Raw genomic sequence first — 20,420 nt, 5'->3', positions numbered from 1 at the left:
GGACGAGGACGGATATCTCCTGTTTCTTTATGTTGCTTCAATAACTTCTGAATAAAGCTTTTAGCCACGTCAAATCTCTGGGCTAGTCCTCGAATAGAAATTTTTTCTTTCTTCCAGACATCGATAATTTTTTGGCGAAAATCTACGGAATAGGGTCTCATAGGAAGCTGGCGAGTTCTATTATTTGTCTATTTGCTTTTCATTGTACCTCATAGCTCCAAGAAGTGCTATAATATCGACTAGTATTAATCGTATCCTCATAGACAAAAGCTGTTACTAGATCATCGTCATTGGTATTAATAATACCATCTAGACCAGCATAAGTAAAGGTATATTGAGAGCCAGAACGTGTTATCTGACCGATACCCAAATCAAGGGTTTGACCACTCAATAAATTGTAACTTTGTCCATCAATAGATAGTCTTTGATCCTGTGCTAAATCTATATCATAGTTAATATTGTAACCACCAAGATTTATAGCAAAAGCAGTATTGACTGAAGCACCAATCCAATAAGGTGAAGCTTCTTGGCGAGTTTGCACTTGAAAATCATCTATCAGGGATTTCACAAGAATAAACTCCCCAGTTGTTTGAAATTCATAGGGTTTACCATCAAAAGTTGACAGATGTACATCACCCCAACCATGACCGTTACCGACAACACCCGCAACACTGAAAAAGATGGAAAAATCTTGACCTGTAATAGGGGATACAGAACCTAGCGTCCCATCAACCTTAACCTTGTAAGCACTGTCCAACGGATTTAAACTAGCTGCTGGAATATAAATTTGTTCGATGTAATCAACCGCGTTAATAGTACCGCCAGCAACATTATCTGTTCCATTAAACCCCATACCAGAAGGTAAAAAACTAGCAGTATTGAGCGGTAAAAAACTAGGAGTGTAAATTAAACCACTATTATTCCCCTCTAACGTCAAATTTAAGTTAGCATCCGTGCTAAGACCGCCGCCAGGAACTCCTGTCCAAACTAAAGTTGCTTTAATATAGCTACCTTGAGAACGGGATAAATAACCTAAATTTACAGTTGATCCGTTGAATGTATCCTCAGCAAGTAGTTCTCTTGTTAGGGTATTTGTCGCATTTCCTAGGTTGGTTGCGAATGAATTAGCAAGGAATAAATTAGCGTTATCCGTGGGTTCCCATAAATTTGTAAAAAATAGACTTGAACCTGTCCCATTTACAGAGGTATGGATAAGTAGTCCCTTCTCCGTGGAATCTAGCGGATCAATCAATGTTGTATTGGGTGCGGCTGGACCATTTAGCGCACCTGTAGGTATGGGAGCATAAGGGATATTAGGAATAATGGCAGGAGTACTGCCAGAAGGTAACAAAATGTTTTTAAACCGCGCCCTGAATGCAACAGGACTACCAATCGCCGAAGGCATTGTTTGGACATTTTCATACCAAAAATTATCCTTAACATCTTGATTGATTAAGAAAGTCGACGCCGATACTAAGTCGGCTGGTGTAAGCGCTTGCTCTATCTGAATACTCTGGCCACCTACAGTAATTGTTGCCCAGTCATTCTCATTTTTCAAAGTGTGTAATGTCACAGCACTGAGAATATTACCACGCACCAACCTAGAAAAAATGTCTCCCTCATCACCAGCGCTATCCGTCTGATTGATATGAGCATCAATAAAATGCCCGTATTCTTCTAACAAAACCGCAATAATGTCTGTCTCCGTAGCTGTATCAAGAAAATTAGCAGCGAGATAAATCTTATTCGTGCTAGTCCCATAAGCACCACTAGCATTACCAAGAATGCTACTATCAAGGATTTCAATTTGTGGAAATGAACTAAAATCACCTACAAGCCATTGAGAACGGAGATTTGTGGCTACTGTATGGTCATATTGTGTACCAAATGCTATTTCAAACAAATTCCAGAAGTCATTTAAACCAGCAAAGTTTTTCAGTTGGTTATAGGTCTTGTTGAGAGTGGCCTGAAGAAGATTAGTCATAACATCCTTTCCATCAACTACTTGTTTGCATTTACATTTAATCGATCAAGACTTATGAGACTGGCACTAGCGATAGCCCAGATACATTAAAGTCATCGTTATGTGGTATTGTAGATGGTCTTTGCGGAAGTAAATTTTTGAGGAAACAATTTTTAACATCGGATTTAAATATCGGACTATAGCGTTTCCTGTTCGCACGAGGTACATTATTAATGTTGAAAAGCTTAATTAGCAAAGGTTTAAGTGTGCCACACAGGCGTGAGAACCTTTATATACCCACTTTCCGCACTTCTTAACATTCAATTGATAATTTTTACTAATATATTTCTGACCACCCCTTACCAGTAAGGATTATAGCTACAATGATGGATTTTTATCAAGGTGAAGAATTGTAAATTTTTTTCTCAGAAAAAATCAATTATTGAAAATGTTCTCAATAGTAGTTTCTACAATGAAGGTTTTTTGTCAAAACATCTTGGGGAATGTATAGCACTTTTCACTTTACTGAGGTATCGACAAGTTTTGCCAACAAAGGGCTTAAGCCCCTTGCCTACACCTCATTCTGATGAAAACTGCTATAAAAATACATAAAAGTATATGAAGATGTGCGGAATGTCGGATTTAGGCGTTGCTGATTTGAGATATGAATCTTCTTTTCTGGTATTTTTAAAACCTAGAGCCAAACTAACTTTTGCATCTGATGCAAAGTTGGCATTCATACCTTGATTCAGCAACGCCTCAACTGGTACAAATGTATGAACAACTGCCTGTAAGCATCCCACCGAAAAACTAATGCGCTCCGGGGTTGGGATTGAGTGATAAAATCAGAAATAACGCCCAGTTTTAGCCGAGAGTTTCCCTTTCAAAATCCCAACTCAGTAGATTGACAAAAATTGAGCTGCAGCCTCAGTTCTGATCACCGATCGCTGAAATCCCTAAAATTGAGCGATAATGTAAAGTAAAGTAAAACTTTCTGGACAAATTCTTATTATGGTGTTATTCGGATTCGGAAAAAAATTAACTTTGCCCACAGTAAGGGAAGCACTACCCGGGCGATCGGAAAAAATGCCCGTACCTAGCAGCCACTACGTTAACGGTCATCCTTTGCAGCCCCCCTTTCCAGGCGGTATGGAAAGCGCAATGTTTGGTTTAGGCTGTTTTTGGGGAGCAGAGCGCAAATTTTGGCAATTAGAAGGAGTTTACACCACGTCCGTGGGTTATGCGGCTGGTATCACCCCTAATCCCACCTATCAGGAAGTGTGTACCGGCATGACTGGGCATAATGAAGTGGTCTTAGTGGTCTATGATCCCAGTGTGATTTCCTACGAACAACTGTTAAAGGTTTTCTGGGAAAGTCATAATCCCACCCAAGGAATGCGTCAGGGTAATGATACGGGAACTCAGTATCGATCGGGTATCTATACCTATAGTCCCCAGCAAAAGCAATTAGCGGAAAAATCTCGATCGATCTATCAAGACGCTCTCAATAAAGCGAGCTACGGTCAAATTACCACGGAAATTATCGACGCACCTGAATTTTATTATGCTGAAGGTTATCATCAGCAGTATTTAGCTAAAAACCCCGGCGGTTACTGCGGTTTAGGGGGAACGAAAGTGGAATGTCCGATCGCTCTTGATCTGAAGTTAAATTAAGTACGGTTAGGAGTCAGTTATCAGTTATCAGTTATCATTCATAATTCATAATTTATCATTCATAATTCATAATTCATAATTCATAATTTATCATTCATAATTCATAATTCATAATTCATAATTTATCATTCATAATTCATAATTCATAATTCATAATTCATAATTTATCATTCATCATTCATAATTCATCATTCATAATTCATCATTCATCATTCATCATTCATCATTCATCATTCATAATTCATCATTCATCATTCATCATTCATCATTCATCATTCATCATTCATCATTCATCATTCATAATTTAGATCATAAAATATCTTTTCTTTTTTGCCACCAATAGGTAAGGATAAAATAAATAAGGGAATGAAGAATTAATACTCCCCAATTCAATAACAAATTATTGATAGATAATTGATAAACTTGATTGGTATCCTCAAAGGGTAAAGGGAGCTTAAAAGTATTTTGTTCTTTCGCTTCTGCAATCATAGCTTCCACCTCTACTAATACCCCGTAGGCACCAATCGACCAGCGACTAATCATCAACCATGATAGATATTTTCCCAGACCTTCTAAGTTAAATAATACCCCAGCAAAGATAATCTGAGGAATTAAAATTAAAGGTAAGGCACTATTTGCTTGGGTGATATTACTAACACCAGCAGAAATTAATAAACCGAGATTAATCGCCGCAAATATAGTTAAAAATGTGGTGATAAAACAGCCAATTAACCAGGTCATTAATTCCGGTTGCGGGTCAGTAAATCCCCAAAATATCACGCAGGTGATTACAATTGTTTGCAGAAAAGCTAAGGCTGCTAAAACCAGACTTTTTGACAATAAATAGGGTAATAATCCCAGATTAACTAATCTTTCTCGCCGATAAATTGGCGATTCTTTGACAATTTCCTGTAGGGAACAGGCAAAACCTACCCATAATTCCGCGCAGGTAAAAACAAAGAGAGTTTTTAAGGCTAAAGGTGCGGATTGGATAGCCTGCTCAAAACTGGGATTATCCCCCAAAAATAAAGGATTTTCGTCCCCTAAAACCATAGCCATTAAGAAAATTCCGATCGGGGCGGTTAATAGGTATAAAATTAAACTAAATTGATCACGGATAATTAACTGGCTATAGCGTTGACATAAAACCTGTAGTTGCGACCAAAAAGATTGTTGAACCTGTTGCGGTTTACTATGATTTTGCTGAAATATTTTACCGATTCTTGCTTCAATATTATTTTTGTAGTAGTCGGATTTTTGGAAACGTTGGCATTCTTGCTCAACTTTTTCGCTAGTTTCCAGATGAATATAAATATCGGCAAAATCCCCCTGAGGTAAAGAGAAAAAATTTAAGGCCTCCCCCGGAGAACCAAAATAACATAAATTGCCCCCTTGACCAAGAAAAACTAATCGATCGCAGAGATTGATATTATTAGTAGCATGGGTGACTAGGAGAATTGTTCTGCCTTCTTTGGCCAATTTTGCCAGCAATTCCATCATCTTTTTATCTAAACCGGGGTCTAATCCCGAGGTGGGTTCATCTAAAAAGAATAATTTGGGATTGGCTAATAATTCTACCGCAATACTCACCCTTTTTAACTGACCACCGCTTAAGTCTCTGACTAAAGTATTTCTTCTTGCTAACAATTCCACCTGCTCTAGGGTTTTCTCGATCACTTCTTGGCAATTAAGATCCGGAGGTAGCCTTAATTTAGAAGCATAATATAACACTTCTCCCACAGTTAAATCCCTGTGAACGATATCGTATTGGGGAACATAACCGATTTGGGTGCGATAGATATTAAAATTCTGGCGCAGCTCTTCCCCATTCAGATAAACAGTTCCCGAGGTGGTGGGTTCAATTCCCAATAAAGTCTTTAAGAAAGTCGATTTTCCCGCACCGCTTCCCCCGACAATCGCCACTAATTGACTCGGTTCGATCGGTAAGGAGATATGATTGAGAATTATCAAAGGTTGTTTCTTTTTATCCCGCACCATCCTGACGATATTTTCGGCATCCAGACGGATATTATCCCCCGTATCTAATAAAACTAATTCATCTCCCTGCAACCGAAAACTATAGGGGCCGATTCTCACTGTACAACCGTTGGTTAAAATGGCACTACCCGATACTTTTTCTCCGTCGATAAAGACTCCATTGGTGCTTTTGTCGTAGAGAATATAACGATTTTGGTTATCGCTGTCGATAATCGCGTGTTGTCGGGAAATTGTCGGTGCGTCTAAAACCACAGTCGCAGCATTATCTCGTCCTAAAACTACACTGCGATGGCCGAGGGAAACCGATTTAAAAGCGAAAGATTGGCTTTTTACCTGTTGGTTAGGATGATAATAGGTGATCTTGACCGAATTTTTGGCATCTTGACCGATATTAATCTCATCTCCATTTCGTAAAAGATAGCCCTCTTTGGGAGTAATGACGCGATTATTGATAAAAAGTTGATTGGAACTAGGATTAGTCCCGTCTCCATCGTAGATATAGTAATCATCTCCCTGACGACGAAAACAAGCTTGGACTCGACTCACCACCTTCCAGTGTGGGGGAACAACTAAATCCACCTGTTGAGCATCCCGTCCCAATTTATAATTAGGACGACTCAGATTAATAGAAGGGAGAATTTCTCCCTGATTATTAAGAATAATGTAGGGTTCTTGACTAATAACCGTTTTAATGTTGGGAGAATTGGTCATAAAAAGTCGATCGGTAGATGGCGTTCGCGGGGGACGGTAAGAAGCTAAGATAGAATTGATGTCTCGATCGCTACTGTTAACCTCAGAGTCTGCAACGAACTCTAGAGATCATCTTAGTAAAACTTCTTAGGATCGATCGAGCTTGTCTAAATTCCTATTCCTAAGACCTATCCACAGGTTATCGTGCTGTTAGACGATGGTTACAACTCCTATTTCTCCTACCGCCAAGGTTTCTAAAGTCGAAGGTATCAAAGAACGCAGTAATTATCTACGAGAACCTTTGGCCAGTGAACTCCTCGAAGATACAACCCATTTTACCGATGCGGCGGTGCAGATCCTCAAGTTTCACGGTTCCTATCAACAGGATAATCGCGACAATAGAGCCAAAGGTCAAGAAAAAGACTATCAAATGATGTTGCGTACCCGCAGTCCGGGGGGTTTTATTCCCGCGCAACTATATCTTACCCTCGATAGTTTGTCCGATCGCTACGGTAACGGCACTTTACGGGTGACAACCCGCCAAGGCTTCCAATTGCACGGCATTTTAAAGAAAAATCTCAAAGCCACCCTCGGGGAAATTATCCGCAGTATGGGATCCACTTTAGCGGCCTGTGGTGATGTTAACCGCAATGTCACCGCACCGCCAGCCCCCTACAAAAATCGCCCCGAATACGGCTATGCTTGGGAATATGCCAATAATATCGCCGATTTGCTCACTCCCCAAACTGGAGCTTACTACGAAATTTGGCTCGATGGCGAAAAAGTGATCAGTGCAGAAGAAGCACCAGAAGTCAAGGCATCGAGACAAAAAGATACAAATGGGATTAACAAAAACGATCCCATCGAACCGATCTACGGTCAACATTATATGCCCCGTAAGTTCAAGATCGGTGTCACCGTGCCGGGAGACAACTCCATCGATATCTACACCAATGACCTCGGTTTGGTGGTGATTACCGACGCAAACGGGGAATTGCTAGGTTTTAACATCCTTGCGGGGGGTGGACTGGGAAGGACTCACAATAAGGAAGAAACTTTCCCCAGAATGGCCGATCCGATCGGTTATGTGGACAAAGAAAATGTGTACGATCTGGTAAAAGCGATCGTGGCAACCCAAAGAGATTACGGTGATCGCGGCGATCGTCGTCATGCCAGAATGAAATATATCCTCGAAGAATGGGGAGTAGAAAAATTCCGCAGCACTGTTGAGGGTTATTTCGGCCAAAAAATTGCCCCCTACCAACCCCTCCCCGATTGGAAATATCAAGACTTTTTGGGATGGAATGAACAGGGAGACGGAAAATTATTTTTTGGTCTTTCTGTGGAGAATGGCCGGGTCAAAAATGAAGGCAGTTTTCAGCTAAAAACCGCCTTAAAAGTGATTATCGAGCGTTTTCAGCTACCCATGCGCTTGACGGCTAACCATAATATCATTCTCTACGACATCGAACCCAAGGATCAGCAAGCGATCGAGGCGATCCTGAAAGAACACGGAATTATTACCAATCCCGCCGAAATTGACCCTTTAACCCGTTATGCCATGGCCTGTCCCGCTTGGCCTACCTGTGGATTAGCGATTACTGAGTCAGAAAGAATTTTACCCAGCGTGATTGAACGCATTCGCACCCTGCTTAATCGTTTAGGATTAAGCAAAGAGGAATTTGTCATCCGCATGACAGGATGTCCCAATGGCTGCGCGCGTCCCTATATGGCAGAATTAGGATTTGTGGGTAGCGCTCCCAATTCCTACCAACTCTGGTTAGGGGGAACAGCCGATCAAACTCGACTAGCGCGTCCCTATTTGGATAAAATGGCGATCGATGATCTAGAAAAGGTCTTAGAACCGATTTTCGTTTACTTCCAACAGGATCAACAAAATAACGAAACCTTCGGAGAATTCTGTCATCGAGTCAATTTCCCTGCTTTACAAGCATTTTCAGCCACCTACACACCTAAAATGACCGAAACTACTACCACTGAATCAAAACCCAAACGCGTGCGTAAAAATCAAAACCGTGTCAGCGTCCCCGATGATATGTTTGTCCGTCTCAAGGAAGCTTCGGAAACGGAAAAACGGCCGATGAATCAAATCATCAATGAGGCGCTAGAGGCCTATTTCAGCCAAAAATCCTAATCAGTTATCAGTGACCAGTTATCAGTGACCAGTTGTCAATTTAAGAGAATTAACTTTTGAGAGTTATCTGGGAAGATTACCAATAACTCTTAATTCTCGTATATATCCTCAGTCTATGCTTAAAAATGAATGAGGGAAGTCCAGTCATATCAATTTGTACCCCTCTGGTGGGAAATTATGACAATCTCACGAACTAAAACAAATCCTTGGCAAAAACGTTCCGGAGAGGATGTTAAAAAATTATCAGATAATGAAATTAATGAAAAATATGAACAAGGTGAACGAAGATTATTATTAGAAATGAATCGAGAAAAGTTGCCTAGTTTTGCTGAGTCTTTAAATAAACCTAACTATATGGAAAAGCGTCCTTTCTATCAGAGACGGGATCGCTGGGACGCACAAAAACAATCGAGACTAATTGAATCTTTTTTGATGAATATTCCCGTACCTCCTCTGATTCTCTATGAAACTTCCTATAACTCCTATGAAGTAATGGATGGTCAACAAAGAATCACAGCAATTGAGAATTTTTATAATAACAAATTAAAATTAACAGGGTTAGATATCTGGCCTGAATTAGAAGGAAGAACCTATGAAAGTCTTCCTGCAAAAATCAAAGATGGTATTAATCGACGAGCCATTTCAACTATAGTTGTTATTACCGAGTCTCTATCGGACCCAGAGGAATCTTTATCTTTAAAACAACTGGTTTTTGAACGCCTCAATACAGGAGGTGTATCTTTGAGTCGCCAAGAAATAAGAAACTGTATTTACTCTGGGAAATTCAATGAACTTTTATTAAAGCTTTCTGAGAATACTATTTTTGCTAAAGCTTGGGATATTCCTATTGATGATAAAGAAGAACTTAAAGAAAATAGATTTTATAAAAAGATGGAAGATGTAGAATTAATCCTCCGTTTTTTTGCCCTGAGGGATATTGACAAATATACAGGTAATTTATCTAACTATCTGGATAATTATATGATGAAAAAAAGTCTTAATTTTTCCGACGAGAATATCCAAGAGTTCGAGCAAGTATTTAACCAAACTATAGAGTTAGTATCTAACATTTATCAGGATCAGTTATTTAAGCCTTTCGATAGTAAAACCAAAACACATAAATCGAAAGCTTATAAAGTTTACTATGATGCAGTGATGATCAGTTTCAGCAACCATTTATCTGATTATCAAGAATTAATTACTAGAAAATCAGCGATAATTGATGAAACTATCAGCTTATTTACTCAAGATTCCCAGGGAATTACTCATCAAGATAAAAAATTAAAAAAAGGACTTTTCACCGGAGAAGGGGATACCAAAGATGATTTTAAAGCTCGTATTCAAATTTTTGATTCTCTGATTCAACGAGTTCTTAAGCAGAGTATTTGAGAATGTTTGAAGGACTTTTAAATAACCTAAAGGATGAGATAAAGACCATTCGATCAATAATTAATATCAGTGAAAAACTTAGAGAAATTATTGCGGATAATCCTTCACAACTCAACACAGAAGACTTAAAATATCTTCAAGCAAATGCTCCTTTAGGAGACAAGTGGCTAGTTAACGATCATTGTTCATCTATCACAAGGTTATATGCTCTTTACGAAAATTTTGTCGAAAATCTAGTGGGAGATTGGATTATTTTGCTGCCTCAATTATATAGTTGCTATCAAGATTTACCTGAATCTGTAAGAAATTAAGCATCAGACTGGTTGTGCTACATTACTGGGCAATGAAAATAAAAGAAATCGCTTCGATTCTCTTTCAGAGAGGGACATTATCAAAAATTTATTTGATACTGAATACAAAAATACAACTAAATATAATCTCACATCAGCTGCTTTTTTGTTACATGAAGCTAATCTGAGAAAAGATCAATTAACCAGACTTTTAGTCGATGCTGGCATATCTGCAACTGATTCTTGGCAATGGATAGAAAATCATAAAAAAGTTAAGAATTTTATTGACAATAATAGTAGGGGTAGTGTGGAAAATGAATTAAAGAATTTTATAGAACTTCGTAATAATTCTGCTCATGGTAAAGAAATAGATACCGTTCTTAATGCCAATGAGTTACTACAATTATGTGATTTTGTCGAAGCTATATGTCAAGCTATGAGTGAATTAGTTCTTTATTGCTTTGTTGATAGGAAGAAAAAGATAGGAAAGCTTCAAAAGCTCGGTGAAATTGTCAATTGGTATCAACAAAAAAAAGCCTGTGCTATCAAAATATCAGATGAGCCACAGGAACCCAATAAAAGACTAGAAGTCGGTAAAAAAGTTTTTTTAGTCAGTGAAAATAAAAAAATATGTCAAAATGCTATTATTGAAAGTATTCAAATTAATAAAAATGGCAAAAATACCCCTCGCCGAAGAATTCCAATCAGAGAGATAAAAGATTCTGAAATAGGCTTAAAATTTGACAAAGAAGGTCAAAGAGGATTAGAAGTTTATTTAGTTATTTCGGAATGATTGAAATGAATATAGCGTTTCTGGTAAATGTGAATTATAACCAGATTTGGCATCATTTCCCCACTCGCTAACCCCTCACGGATTACTTTTTACTGTTTACTAAAAAATCTCTTGTTTCTTAATCAAATTCTGCTTTTAGATCCCGACGCATTAATTCATAAACGGCAACTTGGGGAGAAATTTCCCCGCGCAAAAGACGATCAACTTGACAGGTAATCGGTACATATAAATTTTTTTCTTGGGCAATTCTCATCAAAACTTCTGTGGTATTTATTCCTTCGGCAGTTCCCTCTAATTTCGCCAAAACTTCCGGCAAAGATAAACCTAAAGCTAATTGATAACCCACTTGATAATTGCGGGATAAAGGACTATTACAGGTAGCTAATAAATCCCCTAAACCCGATAAACCGAAGAAAGTTTCTTGACAACCTCCTAGACAAGTTCCCACCCGAATTATTTCCGGTAAAGCGCGAGTTAACAGGGCAGATTTAGCATTAGTACCTAACTGTAAACCATCACAAACCCCAGAAGCGATCGCCATGACATTTTTAAGAGTGCCACCTAACTCAGTCCCCAAGGGATCGCTATTCAGATAAACCCGAAAAGATTCCCCAGATAATAATTTTTGTAACAATATTGCCGCTTTTTGCTGATAACTTGCTACCACCGTCGCAGCGGGTAAACCTTGATTAATTTCTTTAGCTAAATTGGGACCGGAAAGAACCACAAGGGGATTAGCGGGAAAAGCTTGATTCCACAGATGAAAAGGTGTACGAGTGGTGATTGGGTCTAAACCCTTAGTAGCAGTGACGATAATTGTGGAAGAATTTAATTGTAATTGCTGTAATTGTTCGATCGTGGGAACAACTCCTTTAATCGAAACTGCTGAAATAATTACGTTAGTATCTGCTATAATAGCCCCTAAATCTTCCCCAGTATGACGAGACCAAACCCTAACAGCTAAGTGATTACGTCTAGCCAAATTAGCGAGAGTTTGCCCCCAAATTCCCCCACCTATAACCGTAATTTTCTTGGCATTTTCTAACAACTTTTATGATCCTCCTTATTAGTGATCCCTGATCAGTGACTGGTTAGAAAGCATTCGATTTTAAGGTTATGAGTCTTAAATGAAATTATTCACCGATTACCGATAAATGTTGACTGACAACTGAAAAAAATGACAACCTATCGCAATCCTGCCCCCACTGTTGATATTATCATCGAACTGATCGACTCGCCCCATCGTCCGATCGTACTAATTGAGAGAAAAAATCCGCCCTTTGGTTGGGCAATTCCGGGGGGATTCGTGGACTACGGTGAATCGGTGGAAACGGCGGCAATTCGGGAAGCTTACGAGGAAATCAGCTTACAGGTGCAGTTAATCGAGCAATTTCACGTCTATTCCGATCCTAACCGCGATCCGCGTCAACACACCATTAGTATCGTTTTTATCGCCACGGCAAAAGGAAAACCGATCGCTGCCGATGATGCCAAAAAAGTCGGGATTTTTCATCTCTGGGAATTCCCCCAACCTTTATGCTTTGATCACGATCGCATTCTCAATGATTATCGTCGTTATCGGGATTATAAAATCCGTCCCACACATTAAACCCCAACTTAGCTATAAAAGCAATCCTTGCCAAAAACGTCCCCGAAAAAACCTTAAAACATTAGACACTTCTGAGGGCGACAATCGGTTCCAATTTAGAGGCACGATAGGCGGGAAAAACGCCGAAAAAGAGACCGATACCCGTGGAAACGCTCAAAGACAGGGCGACGGCGGTGGCGGAAACAGTGGCGGATAAGGGAGAGAAACTGGAGACGAGAACGATCGCTCCTGCACCGAAGAGAATACCAAGCGCACCGCCGGCGATGGAAACGAGAGTTGATTCAATCAGGAATTGTAAGAGAATATCCTGTTCTCTGGCTCCGATCGCTTTTCTTAGTCCGATTTCCCCGGTTCTTTCCGAAACCGAAACCAGCATAATATTCATCACCCCGATACCACCGACAATTAGTGAAATACCAGCGATTAAAGCCAAAAGTAGGGTTAGACCCTTGGTAATCGTGCCGAAGATTTCGATCATCTGTTTAGCAGTTTCGACGCGAAAATCATCCTCAGCGACGATTTTATGGCGTAAACGCAGGAGATTCTGGATTTGGAACTTAGCGGCGCGGATTTCCTCCCCCGATCGCGCGGTGAGACTAATCCAACTCAACTCGACACCGTAGGCAGAGGTTTTGCCCACCAGTTGCGAGTTCATGGTGCTAAGGGGAATAATCAGCATTTCATCCTGATTATTGCCAAAAAAGGAGCCTTTCGCCTCTAAAATCCCGATCACCTCAAAACTGAGATTTTTGATCCGCAGCTGTTGACCGAGGGGATTTTGGGTGGGGAAAAGTTGCGCTGCCACTTCAGTGCCGATCACCGTTACCCGTTTGTTGCGGGCTAGATCGATATTATTGATAAAACGACCTTTTTCCAGGGTAAAATTGCGAACAGAAGCGTATTCTGGGGTGCTTCCCGTGACTAGAGCCGTCATGTTGCGATTACGATAGGAAATCAGGAAACGAGCGTTTATTTCCGGGGCGACTTCAGCGACGGTGGGAACTTGTTCGGCGATCGCCTGAGCATCGGCTAAAACCAGGGTTTTCGGTAAATTAACAGTGGTATTGCGTGCTTGTCGCGACCCCGGCACCACAAAAAGAGTATTGGGTCCCAAGTTAGCAAACTGGTCATTGGCTAAGGTTTGCGCCCCTTGGCCAATACCGATCATGGCCACCACCGAAGCGTTACCGATGATAATTCCTAACATGGTCAGGCCGCTACGCACTTTATTGGCCCTTAGGGTGGAGACGGCCATTTTTAAACTTTCGATGATAAACATATAGGAGAATTATGAATTATAAATTATGAATTATGAATTAGGAAGTGGGGTGTGGGGTGTGGGGTGTGGGTAGAATAAATAAAATAATCTCCTGTCCCCTGAATCCTCTCCCCTGAATCCTGACGACCGACTCCTGACGACCGACTCCTGCCCGATCATAAAAAAGACAATTTGGAGATATTTGTCAAGAAAAATTATTGAGATTTTTGATTATTTTTGATTAGTTTTCGAGGTATCTTCGGCTCCTTCGGGGAGATCGATAAAGACCTTTTCTCCGGCTTCCAAACCTGATAAAATTTGGGTTTTATCGTCCAAGACCAAACCGATAGAAACGGGTTTAAAACTGGGTTTATTTTCGGCATCGGGAACTAAAACCCCTGACCTGCCTTCCCGGGTGACAATGGCGACAGTCGGCACGACGAGGGCATTATCTAACTGCTGGCCGACAAAAGTTACATCCACATTCATTTTCGATTTGAGTTTGTCCCGTCCCGTCACCAAACCGATTCTGACCTCAAAAGAAGTAACATTATCCTCGATAATCGCTTCAGGAGCCACAAGAATAACTCGACCTTCAAAGACTTCTTCAGGAAAAGCATCGGCGACAATTCGCACTGGTTGGCCGCGCTGCAATAAACCCACATCTATTTCCGGCACTTTAGCAATCACTTCCAATCCCGATGCTAGGGCGATAATCGAGGTGGAAGTAGCGGAAGCGGTACTAGAGGCCGAAGTGGTGGGAGTGACAAAAGAACCCTCGGTGGCGTATTTTTGGGTGACGATGCCATCAAAGGGAGCAGTAATTACCGTATCGCGGTATTGAATCTTAACTTGCTCTAAATCAGCCCTAGCGGCCGCTACAGATGATTCTAGTCGAGCCAGCTCGGTTTCTTGGGTTTTTTGGCGTTGTTCGAGGGCAAATTTCGCTTCTGCGATCGCTGCTGCCGCTCGGATCATTTCCTGCTCAATTCCCGCTACTTCTGGGGAAGCGGTTTTATCCGCTTGTTCCAAACGGCGGATCGATTCGTCTAAATTGGCCTTAGCATTGAGATATTCATTGAGGACGGCATCAAATTGGTCTTGAGCGATCGCCCCTTCCCGGACTAAATTTTCATTGCGTTTAACCCGATTTTCTGCTAGTCGAAAACGGGATTGGGCTGCTTGTACCTGAGCTTGCAGCTGGTCTAAATCTTTGGGAATTCTTTCTTTGGCCTGAGCTAAACGGGCTTCTAATTGCTTATAACTGGCCTGGGCTTGATAAAATCGGGCCTGTAATTGCCGGATATCTTCGGGAATACTGCGTTTAGCCTGTTCGAGATTGGCTAGAGCTTCCCGCAGATGCGCTTCTGACTGCATCCCCTGGGCATACACCTCTAAATTATCCATGACGGCGAGGGTTTGTCCCTTTTTAACGATCATGCCCTGATCCACCAATAATCGCACTAATCGGCCGGGGTTTTTCGGGCTAATGTTGACACTTTGGATCGGTTCCACCCTACCACTAGCTTTAATTTCCACAGCGAGGGTTTCCCGTTGAGCAGGAACGGTCATTTTCGCCAATTCTAGGGCAGGAGGAGGTGTTTGCAGCAAGCGATAAGAAACCACTCCCACCGCCAGAAAACCACTAGCCATGAGTCCGAATATCCAAAATAGGGGGCGATTTGATTTTCCCAACACGGTTATTGCCATCGATCAGCCAAAAGTTAATTGGTTATATACTAACGTCTCTAGAGTTGCCTTTGTTGTTTCTTTAGCCAACAACTCCCAAGCGAGATAGACTGATTAAAAAAGGCTTATCGCAGGGGTAAACTGTGCCAAAACTTCAATTAATCATTTCTTTGCTCATTTTTTTCGTCGCTGGCAGCCCGCCGGCTTTTTCCCAAGCTCTACTCCCCTACACCATCGAACCAGAGTTAGAACAGATGGAACAAGCGGGAATTGAAATCGCCGAGGATGCCATCCAATTAGCTCGTTTTCGTCGTACCGATGCGGCTCTTTCCAGGGCTAAGTTAGCGGTGCAGTTGGCCCCCCATCTCTATCAAACTTGGTTTATTCTCGGTAGTTTATATCTGCAAGACGATCAGGTGCAACCCGGCATCGAGGCATTAAATCAATCTTTGTCCCTTGCTCCCGCCGATGCCCAAGCTAATATTAAATTTTCCCTCGGTAGCGCCTATTTTCAGAATCAGGATTACAAGTCTGCTATTGCCCAGATTGAAGCGGGTTTGCAAATGAAACCCGATATCTCCCCCGCTCTTTTTGATCTCGGTAATTCCTATCTCAAGTTAGCACAATATCCTGATGCGATTGCAGCTTACGAAAAAGCTGTTAGTCAAGATAAAAGTTTTTGGCCGGCTATTAATAATATCGGTTTAGTTAAATACGAACAGGGTGATAAGGAAGCGGCTCTTAAAGATTGGCGGGCTGCTTTGAAAATTGATCCTAAACAGCCGGAACCTCAGTTAGCTATTGCGGTGGCCGTTTATAGTCAAGGGAAAACCGAGGAGGGCATCAAATTAGCTCAGGCCGCTCTCACTAGCGATAGTCGTTATGTCAGTCTGGAATTTTTAGAGGAAAATCTCTGGGGTAAACTTCTTCTGCAAGACACGGAGAAGATGTTTAATCATCCCAAAATGAAAGATTTTATCGCTCGTTTACCACAACCAACCCCAGAATTGGACGAAGAAAATTAAGCTTATAGCAGCAAGCAATAAGATAACTCCTTAGTTAATTTGTTAGGAATTCTTGAGGCTTGCTCCAGCTAATTAGGATAAACTCGCCCTTTCCATCCCCCCCCTTGGCCGCGCCAATAACGCAGGGCAGAATCGACGGTCATTAAACTATAAAAGAGGGCAATTAGGGGTAAAGTTAAAGCCCGCAGAGGGGATAATTTATATAGTCTTAAAGTTGGGCTATAGGAAAGGGCGATTAGTAATAAGGTGACGGCACTAATTATGATGATTGATGCTTCTTTTAAGACCAATCCCCAGATTAAACCCAAGGGGGCGGCTAAATAGGTTAAAAACATCCCGAAAATTGTCCCGATTAACCAAAGTGTTGAGTAATTTAGTTGTGTAAAGGCGGTGCGGGCTACCATATTCCAAATGCTGGCTAAATCGGGATAGGGACGGAGACTATAGGTGGTTTCTGTTAATCCTAACCAGATGGATTTCTCAGTATTTTCAGGGTGATTTTGCAGATATTTTTTAACCGCAATTGCTAAAGAACAATCATCGATCAAAGCTTGTTTAAGAATCTCAATACCGCCAATTTTTTCTAGGATATCTCGGCGAATTAAAATGCAACCTCCGGCAGCAGCGGCTATCGGGGAATTAGGGTTATTAACTAGGGGGAAAGGATAGAGTTTCTCGAAGAAAAAAACAAAGGAAGGAATGAGAAATTTTTCCCAAAAACTGTCACAGCGTAGCAACACCATCAGGGAAACTAAAGCTTGTTTTTCCTGTACTGCTTTAGTAACTAATTGGGTTAAATTATCTGGTGCGTGGGCAATATCGGCATCAGTGAAGAGAAAATAATCGGGAGCGAATTTCTCGGTAGCCTCTGTTATTCCCTGTTTCATTGCCCATAATTTACCCGTCCATCCTATCTCTAAAGGTTGTCCAGAAATAATAGTTATCTGGCCATATTTATGATATTTATCGGCAATTTCTTGGGCAACTTTTCCCGTACCATCACTGCTTTGATCGTCAATTAAAATAATCGAAAATTCTCCTTGATAATCTTGTTTAAAGAGGGATGTTAAACTGATGGGTAAAACGTCTGCTTCGTTTCGTGCGGGGATAATTGCCGAGACTTTTGGATAATTTGTTAAGGGAGAAGTGACAGGATTAATTTTTTGGTTAGATAGCCAAAATTGTCCCCTGGCTAAGATTAAATATAACCAAATTATCAGCGATAGGGAAGTAACTAATAATAAGAAAAATGTCATAAGCTAGTCGGCTTTCGATGAGAGAATGGGGAACAGTTTAAAAAGAGGATCAAATTTAGATGCACAAAAGCTTAACCAGTTTGGGGTTTAATAGAGGGCATTTAGGGTAAAATAAAAGCAAGTTAGCAAGATTAACCGAGGGAGTAAATCATGGATTATGATGTAGTAATTATTGGGGGGGGACCGGCGGGAGGTCACTGTGGCAGATTATTAAGTGAAAAAGGTTATCGTGTTCTTTTGGTGGAACAACATTCTAGTTGGCAAGATAATAATTTTTCTAGTGCCGCTTCTCCCCTAGAAATTTTAGAACAATTTAATCTCCCCGAAACCGTGGTGGCTAGGTTTTGGAAAAATATCGAAATTATCTCCACCAGCATACATCATTTTTGGTCATCACCGCAACCTTTAGGGGTAGTTTTTGATTTTGCCAAATTGCGAGAGTTTTTAGCCGCAGAAGTGATGCGTTGGGGGGGAGAAGTTCGTTTAGGTTGTCGTTATCTGAAATATGAACAGATGGAGGATAAGCTAACTGTTTTCTTGAAATCAAAAGGTGAGGAAATCGAGACAGTTACTACTCGTTTATTGGTTGATGCTACCGGATACGCTAGAGCAGTTATGTATAAACACAGACGAGAAAAACCTGATTTTTTAAAAGCAGTGGGCATTGAATATTTAATTACTGTGCCAGAACTAGATTATCAAAAATATCAAGATAATTTAGTATTTTTTCTCGGTCATAAATGGAGTCCTAAAGGTTATGGCTGGATTTTTCCTATGGATAATCAGCAATTAAAAATAGGAGCTGCTTGGTTAGAGGGAGAACATCCTTATATTGATGAAGTTAAGCCTTTAAAAAGTTATATTACACAAATTATTCAAACCTACATAAATCTCTCTAAATATGATATAATCGACATCCATGGCTCTATTTTAGAATATTCGCTCAATCTGCAAGATATTTATTATCAAGAACCGAATATTATAGCGATTGGTGATGCTGTTTCTACGGTTAACTTTTTAGGAGGGGAAGGTATTCGCTATGCTATGAAAGGAGCCGAAATTGCTTGTCAATACATGGAGGAATATTTACAGGGAAAATCGAGTAGTTTTGCCCCTTATCAACAGAGGATGCAAGAATATTTTCAACCAAAATGGAATTTATCCGATCGCCTCAGTCGCAAAGTTTATTTAGAATATAGTGATGTGCGTATAGATCAAGGAGTATCCTATCTCAAGTATCTTTCCACTCAGGATATAATCGACATTTTATTTTACTACAAATTTGAGAAATACACAAAAGGGTTAGGAGGATTTCTGCTGGGGAAATTACGTCAATGGTGGCACCGAATTTTCCCTAGTCAAAAACCTGAGTAAATAGGCTAGGATAAAGCTAAGGAAACAATATTGGTAAAGACCGTGAGTAAGTTTATTCGCTACAGTACAATGATCACTCTGCTGGGCATTTTAGCAGCCTGTAGTGGCAATCCTGCCCTAGAAAATCGTCTGGCTGCCGATCCTAATCTACAAACAAATCCCATACCAGAAAACTCTCCTAATAACCAGCAATTACCCGCAAATTTTCCCGCAGAAATTCCTCGATATAGTCAATCAGAATTATTATCCGTGCAGACAAATCCTGATAATACTGGTGGACAAACTCGTTGGCAATCCAACGATCCCAGCAATGCGATCGAGGCTTTTTATCAACAGGAATTAGTTAATAATAATTGGGAAATTATTACTCCCTTTTCTGGGGAAGGAGTCAATAGTACCCTAACGGCCCGTCGAGATAATTTAGAATTAACTATCACCATAACTGCCACTTCTCCCAATACCGAATATAGCCTTGATTATCGTCCAACGGGAACCCCGATTGCTTCCCCTAGTCCTTCCCCTATTTCTTCCCCTATTTCTTCCCCTTTACCCAATCTTAATCCCACCAGTTTTAACGATCTCGAATCCTTACCTAATCCCTTAAAAAGCCACATTCAAGACTTAGCTAGATTAGGAGTATTAACAGGTAATAACAATCAGTTTAACCCTAATGATACAATAACGCGCCGAGAATTTGCTCGCTGGTTGTTACAGGCTAATAATGCCATTTATGCTAATGTAGCGGGTAAACAAATCCGTTTAGCTACTCCCAATAGTTCCCCGACTTTTAGTGATGTTAAAAATAACGATACCGATTATGTTTATATTCAAGGATTAGCAGAAGCGGGTTTAATTCCCTCTCCTTTAACGGGGGATAGTAGCGCCCTTTTATTCCGTCCCAATGCTCCTTTAACCCGGGAAGATTTAATCGCTTGGAAAGTGCCATTAGATGTCAGAAAAGCTTTACCGAGTGCCAATCTTGATACGATTAAAAATACTTGGGGTTTTCAGGATACTAATAAAATTAACCCGCAGCTGGTGCGCTCTCTTTATGCCGATTTTCAAAATGCCGAACAAGCTAATATTCGGCGAGTTTTTGGTTTTACTACCCTATTTCAGCCAAAAAGACCAGTAACTCGCGCTGAAGCTGCCGCTACTTTATGGTATTTTGGTTTTCAGGGTGATGGTGTTTCCGCTGCCGACGCTGTGCAAGGTCAAGATACGCAACAGAGTGGGGTTAATTGAAATTTGTCCATA

The 20,420-nt window shown here is 40.6% G+C and carries 16 protein-coding genes and 1 pseudogene; 10 read left to right on the top strand and 7 right to left on the bottom strand.

What is annotated here, in order from left to right; genetic code table 11:
- Nucleotides 1-161 (bottom strand): annotated as a pseudogene (locus N0824_RS20425) (IS630 family transposase); the annotation flags it as partial.
- Nucleotides 162-199: 38 nt separating this feature from the next.
- Nucleotides 200-1,984, bottom strand: a complete 1,785-nt coding sequence (locus N0824_RS20420) for a VWD domain-containing protein (RefSeq protein WP_199224940.1) — start codon at nt 1,982-1,984, stop codon at nt 200-202.
- Nucleotides 1,985-2,974: 990 nt separating this feature from the next.
- Between N0824_RS20420 and msrA the strand changes: the two genes are divergently transcribed.
- Nucleotides 2,975-3,637 carry a peptide-methionine (S)-S-oxide reductase MsrA gene (gene msrA, locus N0824_RS20410; protein WP_108938065.1) on the top strand — a complete coding sequence of 221 codons (663 nt, stop codon included), beginning with the start codon at nt 2,975-2,977 and terminating at the stop codon, nt 3,635-3,637.
- Between the two features lie 309 nt (nt 3,638-3,946).
- Here the strand turns inward: msrA and N0824_RS20405 are convergent, their stop codons facing one another.
- Nucleotides 3,947-6,346 (bottom strand): FHA domain-containing protein, encoded by a 2,400-nt coding sequence (locus tag N0824_RS20405; protein WP_108938064.1) that lies wholly within the window; start codon nt 6,344-6,346, stop codon nt 3,947-3,949.
- Between the two features lie 196 nt (nt 6,347-6,542).
- Between N0824_RS20405 and sir the strand changes: the two genes are divergently transcribed.
- From sir to N0824_RS21655, 4 genes are all read left to right on the top strand, one after another.
- Nucleotides 6,543-8,480: a sulfite reductase, ferredoxin dependent gene (gene sir, locus N0824_RS20400; RefSeq protein ID WP_108938063.1), complete on the top strand. Its 1,938-nt coding sequence runs from the start codon at nt 6,543-6,545 to the stop codon at nt 8,478-8,480.
- Between the two features lie 129 nt (nt 8,481-8,609).
- The gene (locus tag N0824_RS20395) at nt 8,610-9,869 is read left to right on the top strand and encodes a DUF262 domain-containing protein (protein WP_108938062.1); all 1,260 of its coding nucleotides are present in this window, start codon (nt 8,610-8,612) and stop codon (nt 9,867-9,869) included.
- A 2-nt stretch (nt 9,870-9,871) separates the two neighbouring features.
- The gene (locus tag N0824_RS21660; protein WP_255420546.1) at nt 9,872-10,180 is read left to right on the top strand and encodes an MAE_28990/MAE_18760 family HEPN-like nuclease; all 309 of its coding nucleotides are present in this window, start codon (nt 9,872-9,874) and stop codon (nt 10,178-10,180) included.
- A complete protein-coding gene (locus N0824_RS21655; RefSeq protein ID WP_306438778.1) occupies nt 10,176-10,952 on the top strand; it encodes a HEPN domain-containing protein in 777 nt (258 codons plus the stop codon). Before N0824_RS21660 ends, N0824_RS21655 begins: the two co-directional genes overlap by 5 nt.
- Nucleotides 10,953-11,070: 118 nt before the next feature.
- Here N0824_RS21655 and N0824_RS20385 read toward each other — a convergent pair whose 3' ends face one another.
- On the bottom strand, nt 11,071-12,000 hold the full coding sequence (locus N0824_RS20385; RefSeq protein WP_108938061.1) for an NAD(P)H-dependent glycerol-3-phosphate dehydrogenase: 930 nt from the start codon (nt 11,998-12,000) through the stop codon (nt 11,071-11,073).
- Nucleotides 12,001-12,129: 129 nt separating this feature from the next.
- Between N0824_RS20385 and N0824_RS20380 the strand changes: the two genes are divergently transcribed.
- Complete coding sequence (locus N0824_RS20380) at nt 12,130-12,561, top strand: NUDIX hydrolase (RefSeq protein ID WP_108938060.1); 432 nt, start codon at nt 12,130-12,132, stop codon at nt 12,559-12,561.
- Nucleotides 12,562-12,622: 61 nt separating this feature from the next.
- Here the strand turns inward: N0824_RS20380 and N0824_RS20375 are convergent, their stop codons facing one another.
- Both N0824_RS20375 and N0824_RS20370 read right to left on the bottom strand, forming a co-directional pair.
- Complete coding sequence (locus N0824_RS20375) at nt 12,623-13,840, bottom strand: ABC transporter permease (RefSeq protein WP_108938059.1); 1,218 nt, start codon at nt 13,838-13,840, stop codon at nt 12,623-12,625.
- Nucleotides 13,841-14,050: 210 nt separating this feature from the next.
- The gene (locus N0824_RS20370) at nt 14,051-15,529 is read right to left on the bottom strand and encodes an efflux RND transporter periplasmic adaptor subunit (protein WP_108938058.1); all 1,479 of its coding nucleotides are present in this window, start codon (nt 15,527-15,529) and stop codon (nt 14,051-14,053) included.
- On the opposite strand from N0824_RS20370, the gene N0824_RS21130 reads away from it, so the two are divergent.
- Both N0824_RS21130 and N0824_RS20365 read left to right on the top strand, forming a co-directional pair.
- The gene (locus N0824_RS21130; RefSeq protein ID WP_002740204.1) at nt 15,471-15,617 is read left to right on the top strand and encodes a hypothetical protein; all 147 of its coding nucleotides are present in this window, start codon (nt 15,471-15,473) and stop codon (nt 15,615-15,617) included. The genes N0824_RS20370 and N0824_RS21130 overlap by 59 nt on opposite strands.
- Before the next feature lie 34 nt (nt 15,618-15,651).
- On the top strand, nt 15,652-16,533 hold the full coding sequence (locus N0824_RS20365; protein ID WP_108938057.1) for a tetratricopeptide repeat protein: 882 nt from the start codon (nt 15,652-15,654) through the stop codon (nt 16,531-16,533).
- Between the two features lie 68 nt (nt 16,534-16,601).
- On the opposite strand, the gene N0824_RS20360 is transcribed toward N0824_RS20365, so the two are convergent.
- Nucleotides 16,602-17,789, bottom strand: coding sequence for a glycosyltransferase (locus N0824_RS20360; protein ID WP_108938056.1), 1,188 nt, complete (start codon nt 17,787-17,789; stop codon nt 16,602-16,604).
- A 150-nt stretch (nt 17,790-17,939) separates the two neighbouring features.
- On the opposite strand from N0824_RS20360, the gene N0824_RS20355 reads away from it, so the two are divergent.
- Complete coding sequence (locus N0824_RS20355; protein ID WP_108938055.1) at nt 17,940-19,163, top strand: NAD(P)/FAD-dependent oxidoreductase; 1,224 nt, start codon at nt 17,940-17,942, stop codon at nt 19,161-19,163.
- Nucleotides 19,164-19,193: 30 nt separating this feature from the next.
- Nucleotides 19,194-20,408: an S-layer homology domain-containing protein gene (locus N0824_RS20350; protein ID WP_108938054.1), complete on the top strand. Its 1,215-nt coding sequence runs from the start codon at nt 19,194-19,196 to the stop codon at nt 20,406-20,408.
- Nucleotides 20,409-20,420 lie beyond the last annotated feature (12 nt).

Source organism: Microcystis sp. 0824, assembly GCF_003112475.1.
Taxonomy (GTDB): domain Bacteria; phylum Cyanobacteriota; class Cyanobacteriia; order Cyanobacteriales; family Microcystaceae; genus Microcystis; species Microcystis aeruginosa_C.
This window is presented reverse-complemented; position numbering and strand designations above follow the sequence as displayed.

What these genes read in the sequence shown, in the direction of transcription:
- N0824_RS20420 (WP_199224940.1), bottom strand. Translation starts at nt 1,984, where the DNA reads ATGACTAATCTTCTTCAGGCCACTCTCAACAAGACCTATAACCAACTG.
- msrA (WP_108938065.1), top strand. Translation starts at nt 2,975, where the DNA reads ATGGTGTTATTCGGATTCGGAAAAAAATTAACTTTGCCCACAGTAAGG.
- N0824_RS20405 (WP_108938064.1), bottom strand. Translation starts at nt 6,346, where the DNA reads ATGACCAATTCTCCCAACATTAAAACGGTTATTAGTCAAGAACCCTAC.
- sir (WP_108938063.1), top strand. Translation starts at nt 6,543, where the DNA reads ATGGTTACAACTCCTATTTCTCCTACCGCCAAGGTTTCTAAAGTCGAA.
- N0824_RS20395 (WP_108938062.1), top strand. Translation starts at nt 8,610, where the DNA reads ATGAGGGAAGTCCAGTCATATCAATTTGTACCCCTCTGGTGGGAAATT.
- N0824_RS21660 (WP_255420546.1), top strand. Translation starts at nt 9,872, where the DNA reads ATGTTTGAAGGACTTTTAAATAACCTAAAGGATGAGATAAAGACCATT.
- N0824_RS20380 (WP_108938060.1), top strand. Translation starts at nt 12,130, where the DNA reads ATGACAACCTATCGCAATCCTGCCCCCACTGTTGATATTATCATCGAA.
- N0824_RS20375 (WP_108938059.1), bottom strand. Translation starts at nt 13,840, where the DNA reads ATGTTTATCATCGAAAGTTTAAAAATGGCCGTCTCCACCCTAAGGGCC.
- N0824_RS21130 (WP_002740204.1), top strand. Translation starts at nt 15,471, where the DNA reads ATGAGTCCGAATATCCAAAATAGGGGGCGATTTGATTTTCCCAACACG.
- N0824_RS20370 (WP_108938058.1), bottom strand. Translation starts at nt 15,529, where the DNA reads ATGGCAATAACCGTGTTGGGAAAATCAAATCGCCCCCTATTTTGGATA.
- N0824_RS20360 (WP_108938056.1), bottom strand. Translation starts at nt 17,789, where the DNA reads ATGACATTTTTCTTATTATTAGTTACTTCCCTATCGCTGATAATTTGG.
- N0824_RS20355 (WP_108938055.1), top strand. Translation starts at nt 17,940, where the DNA reads ATGGATTATGATGTAGTAATTATTGGGGGGGGACCGGCGGGAGGTCAC.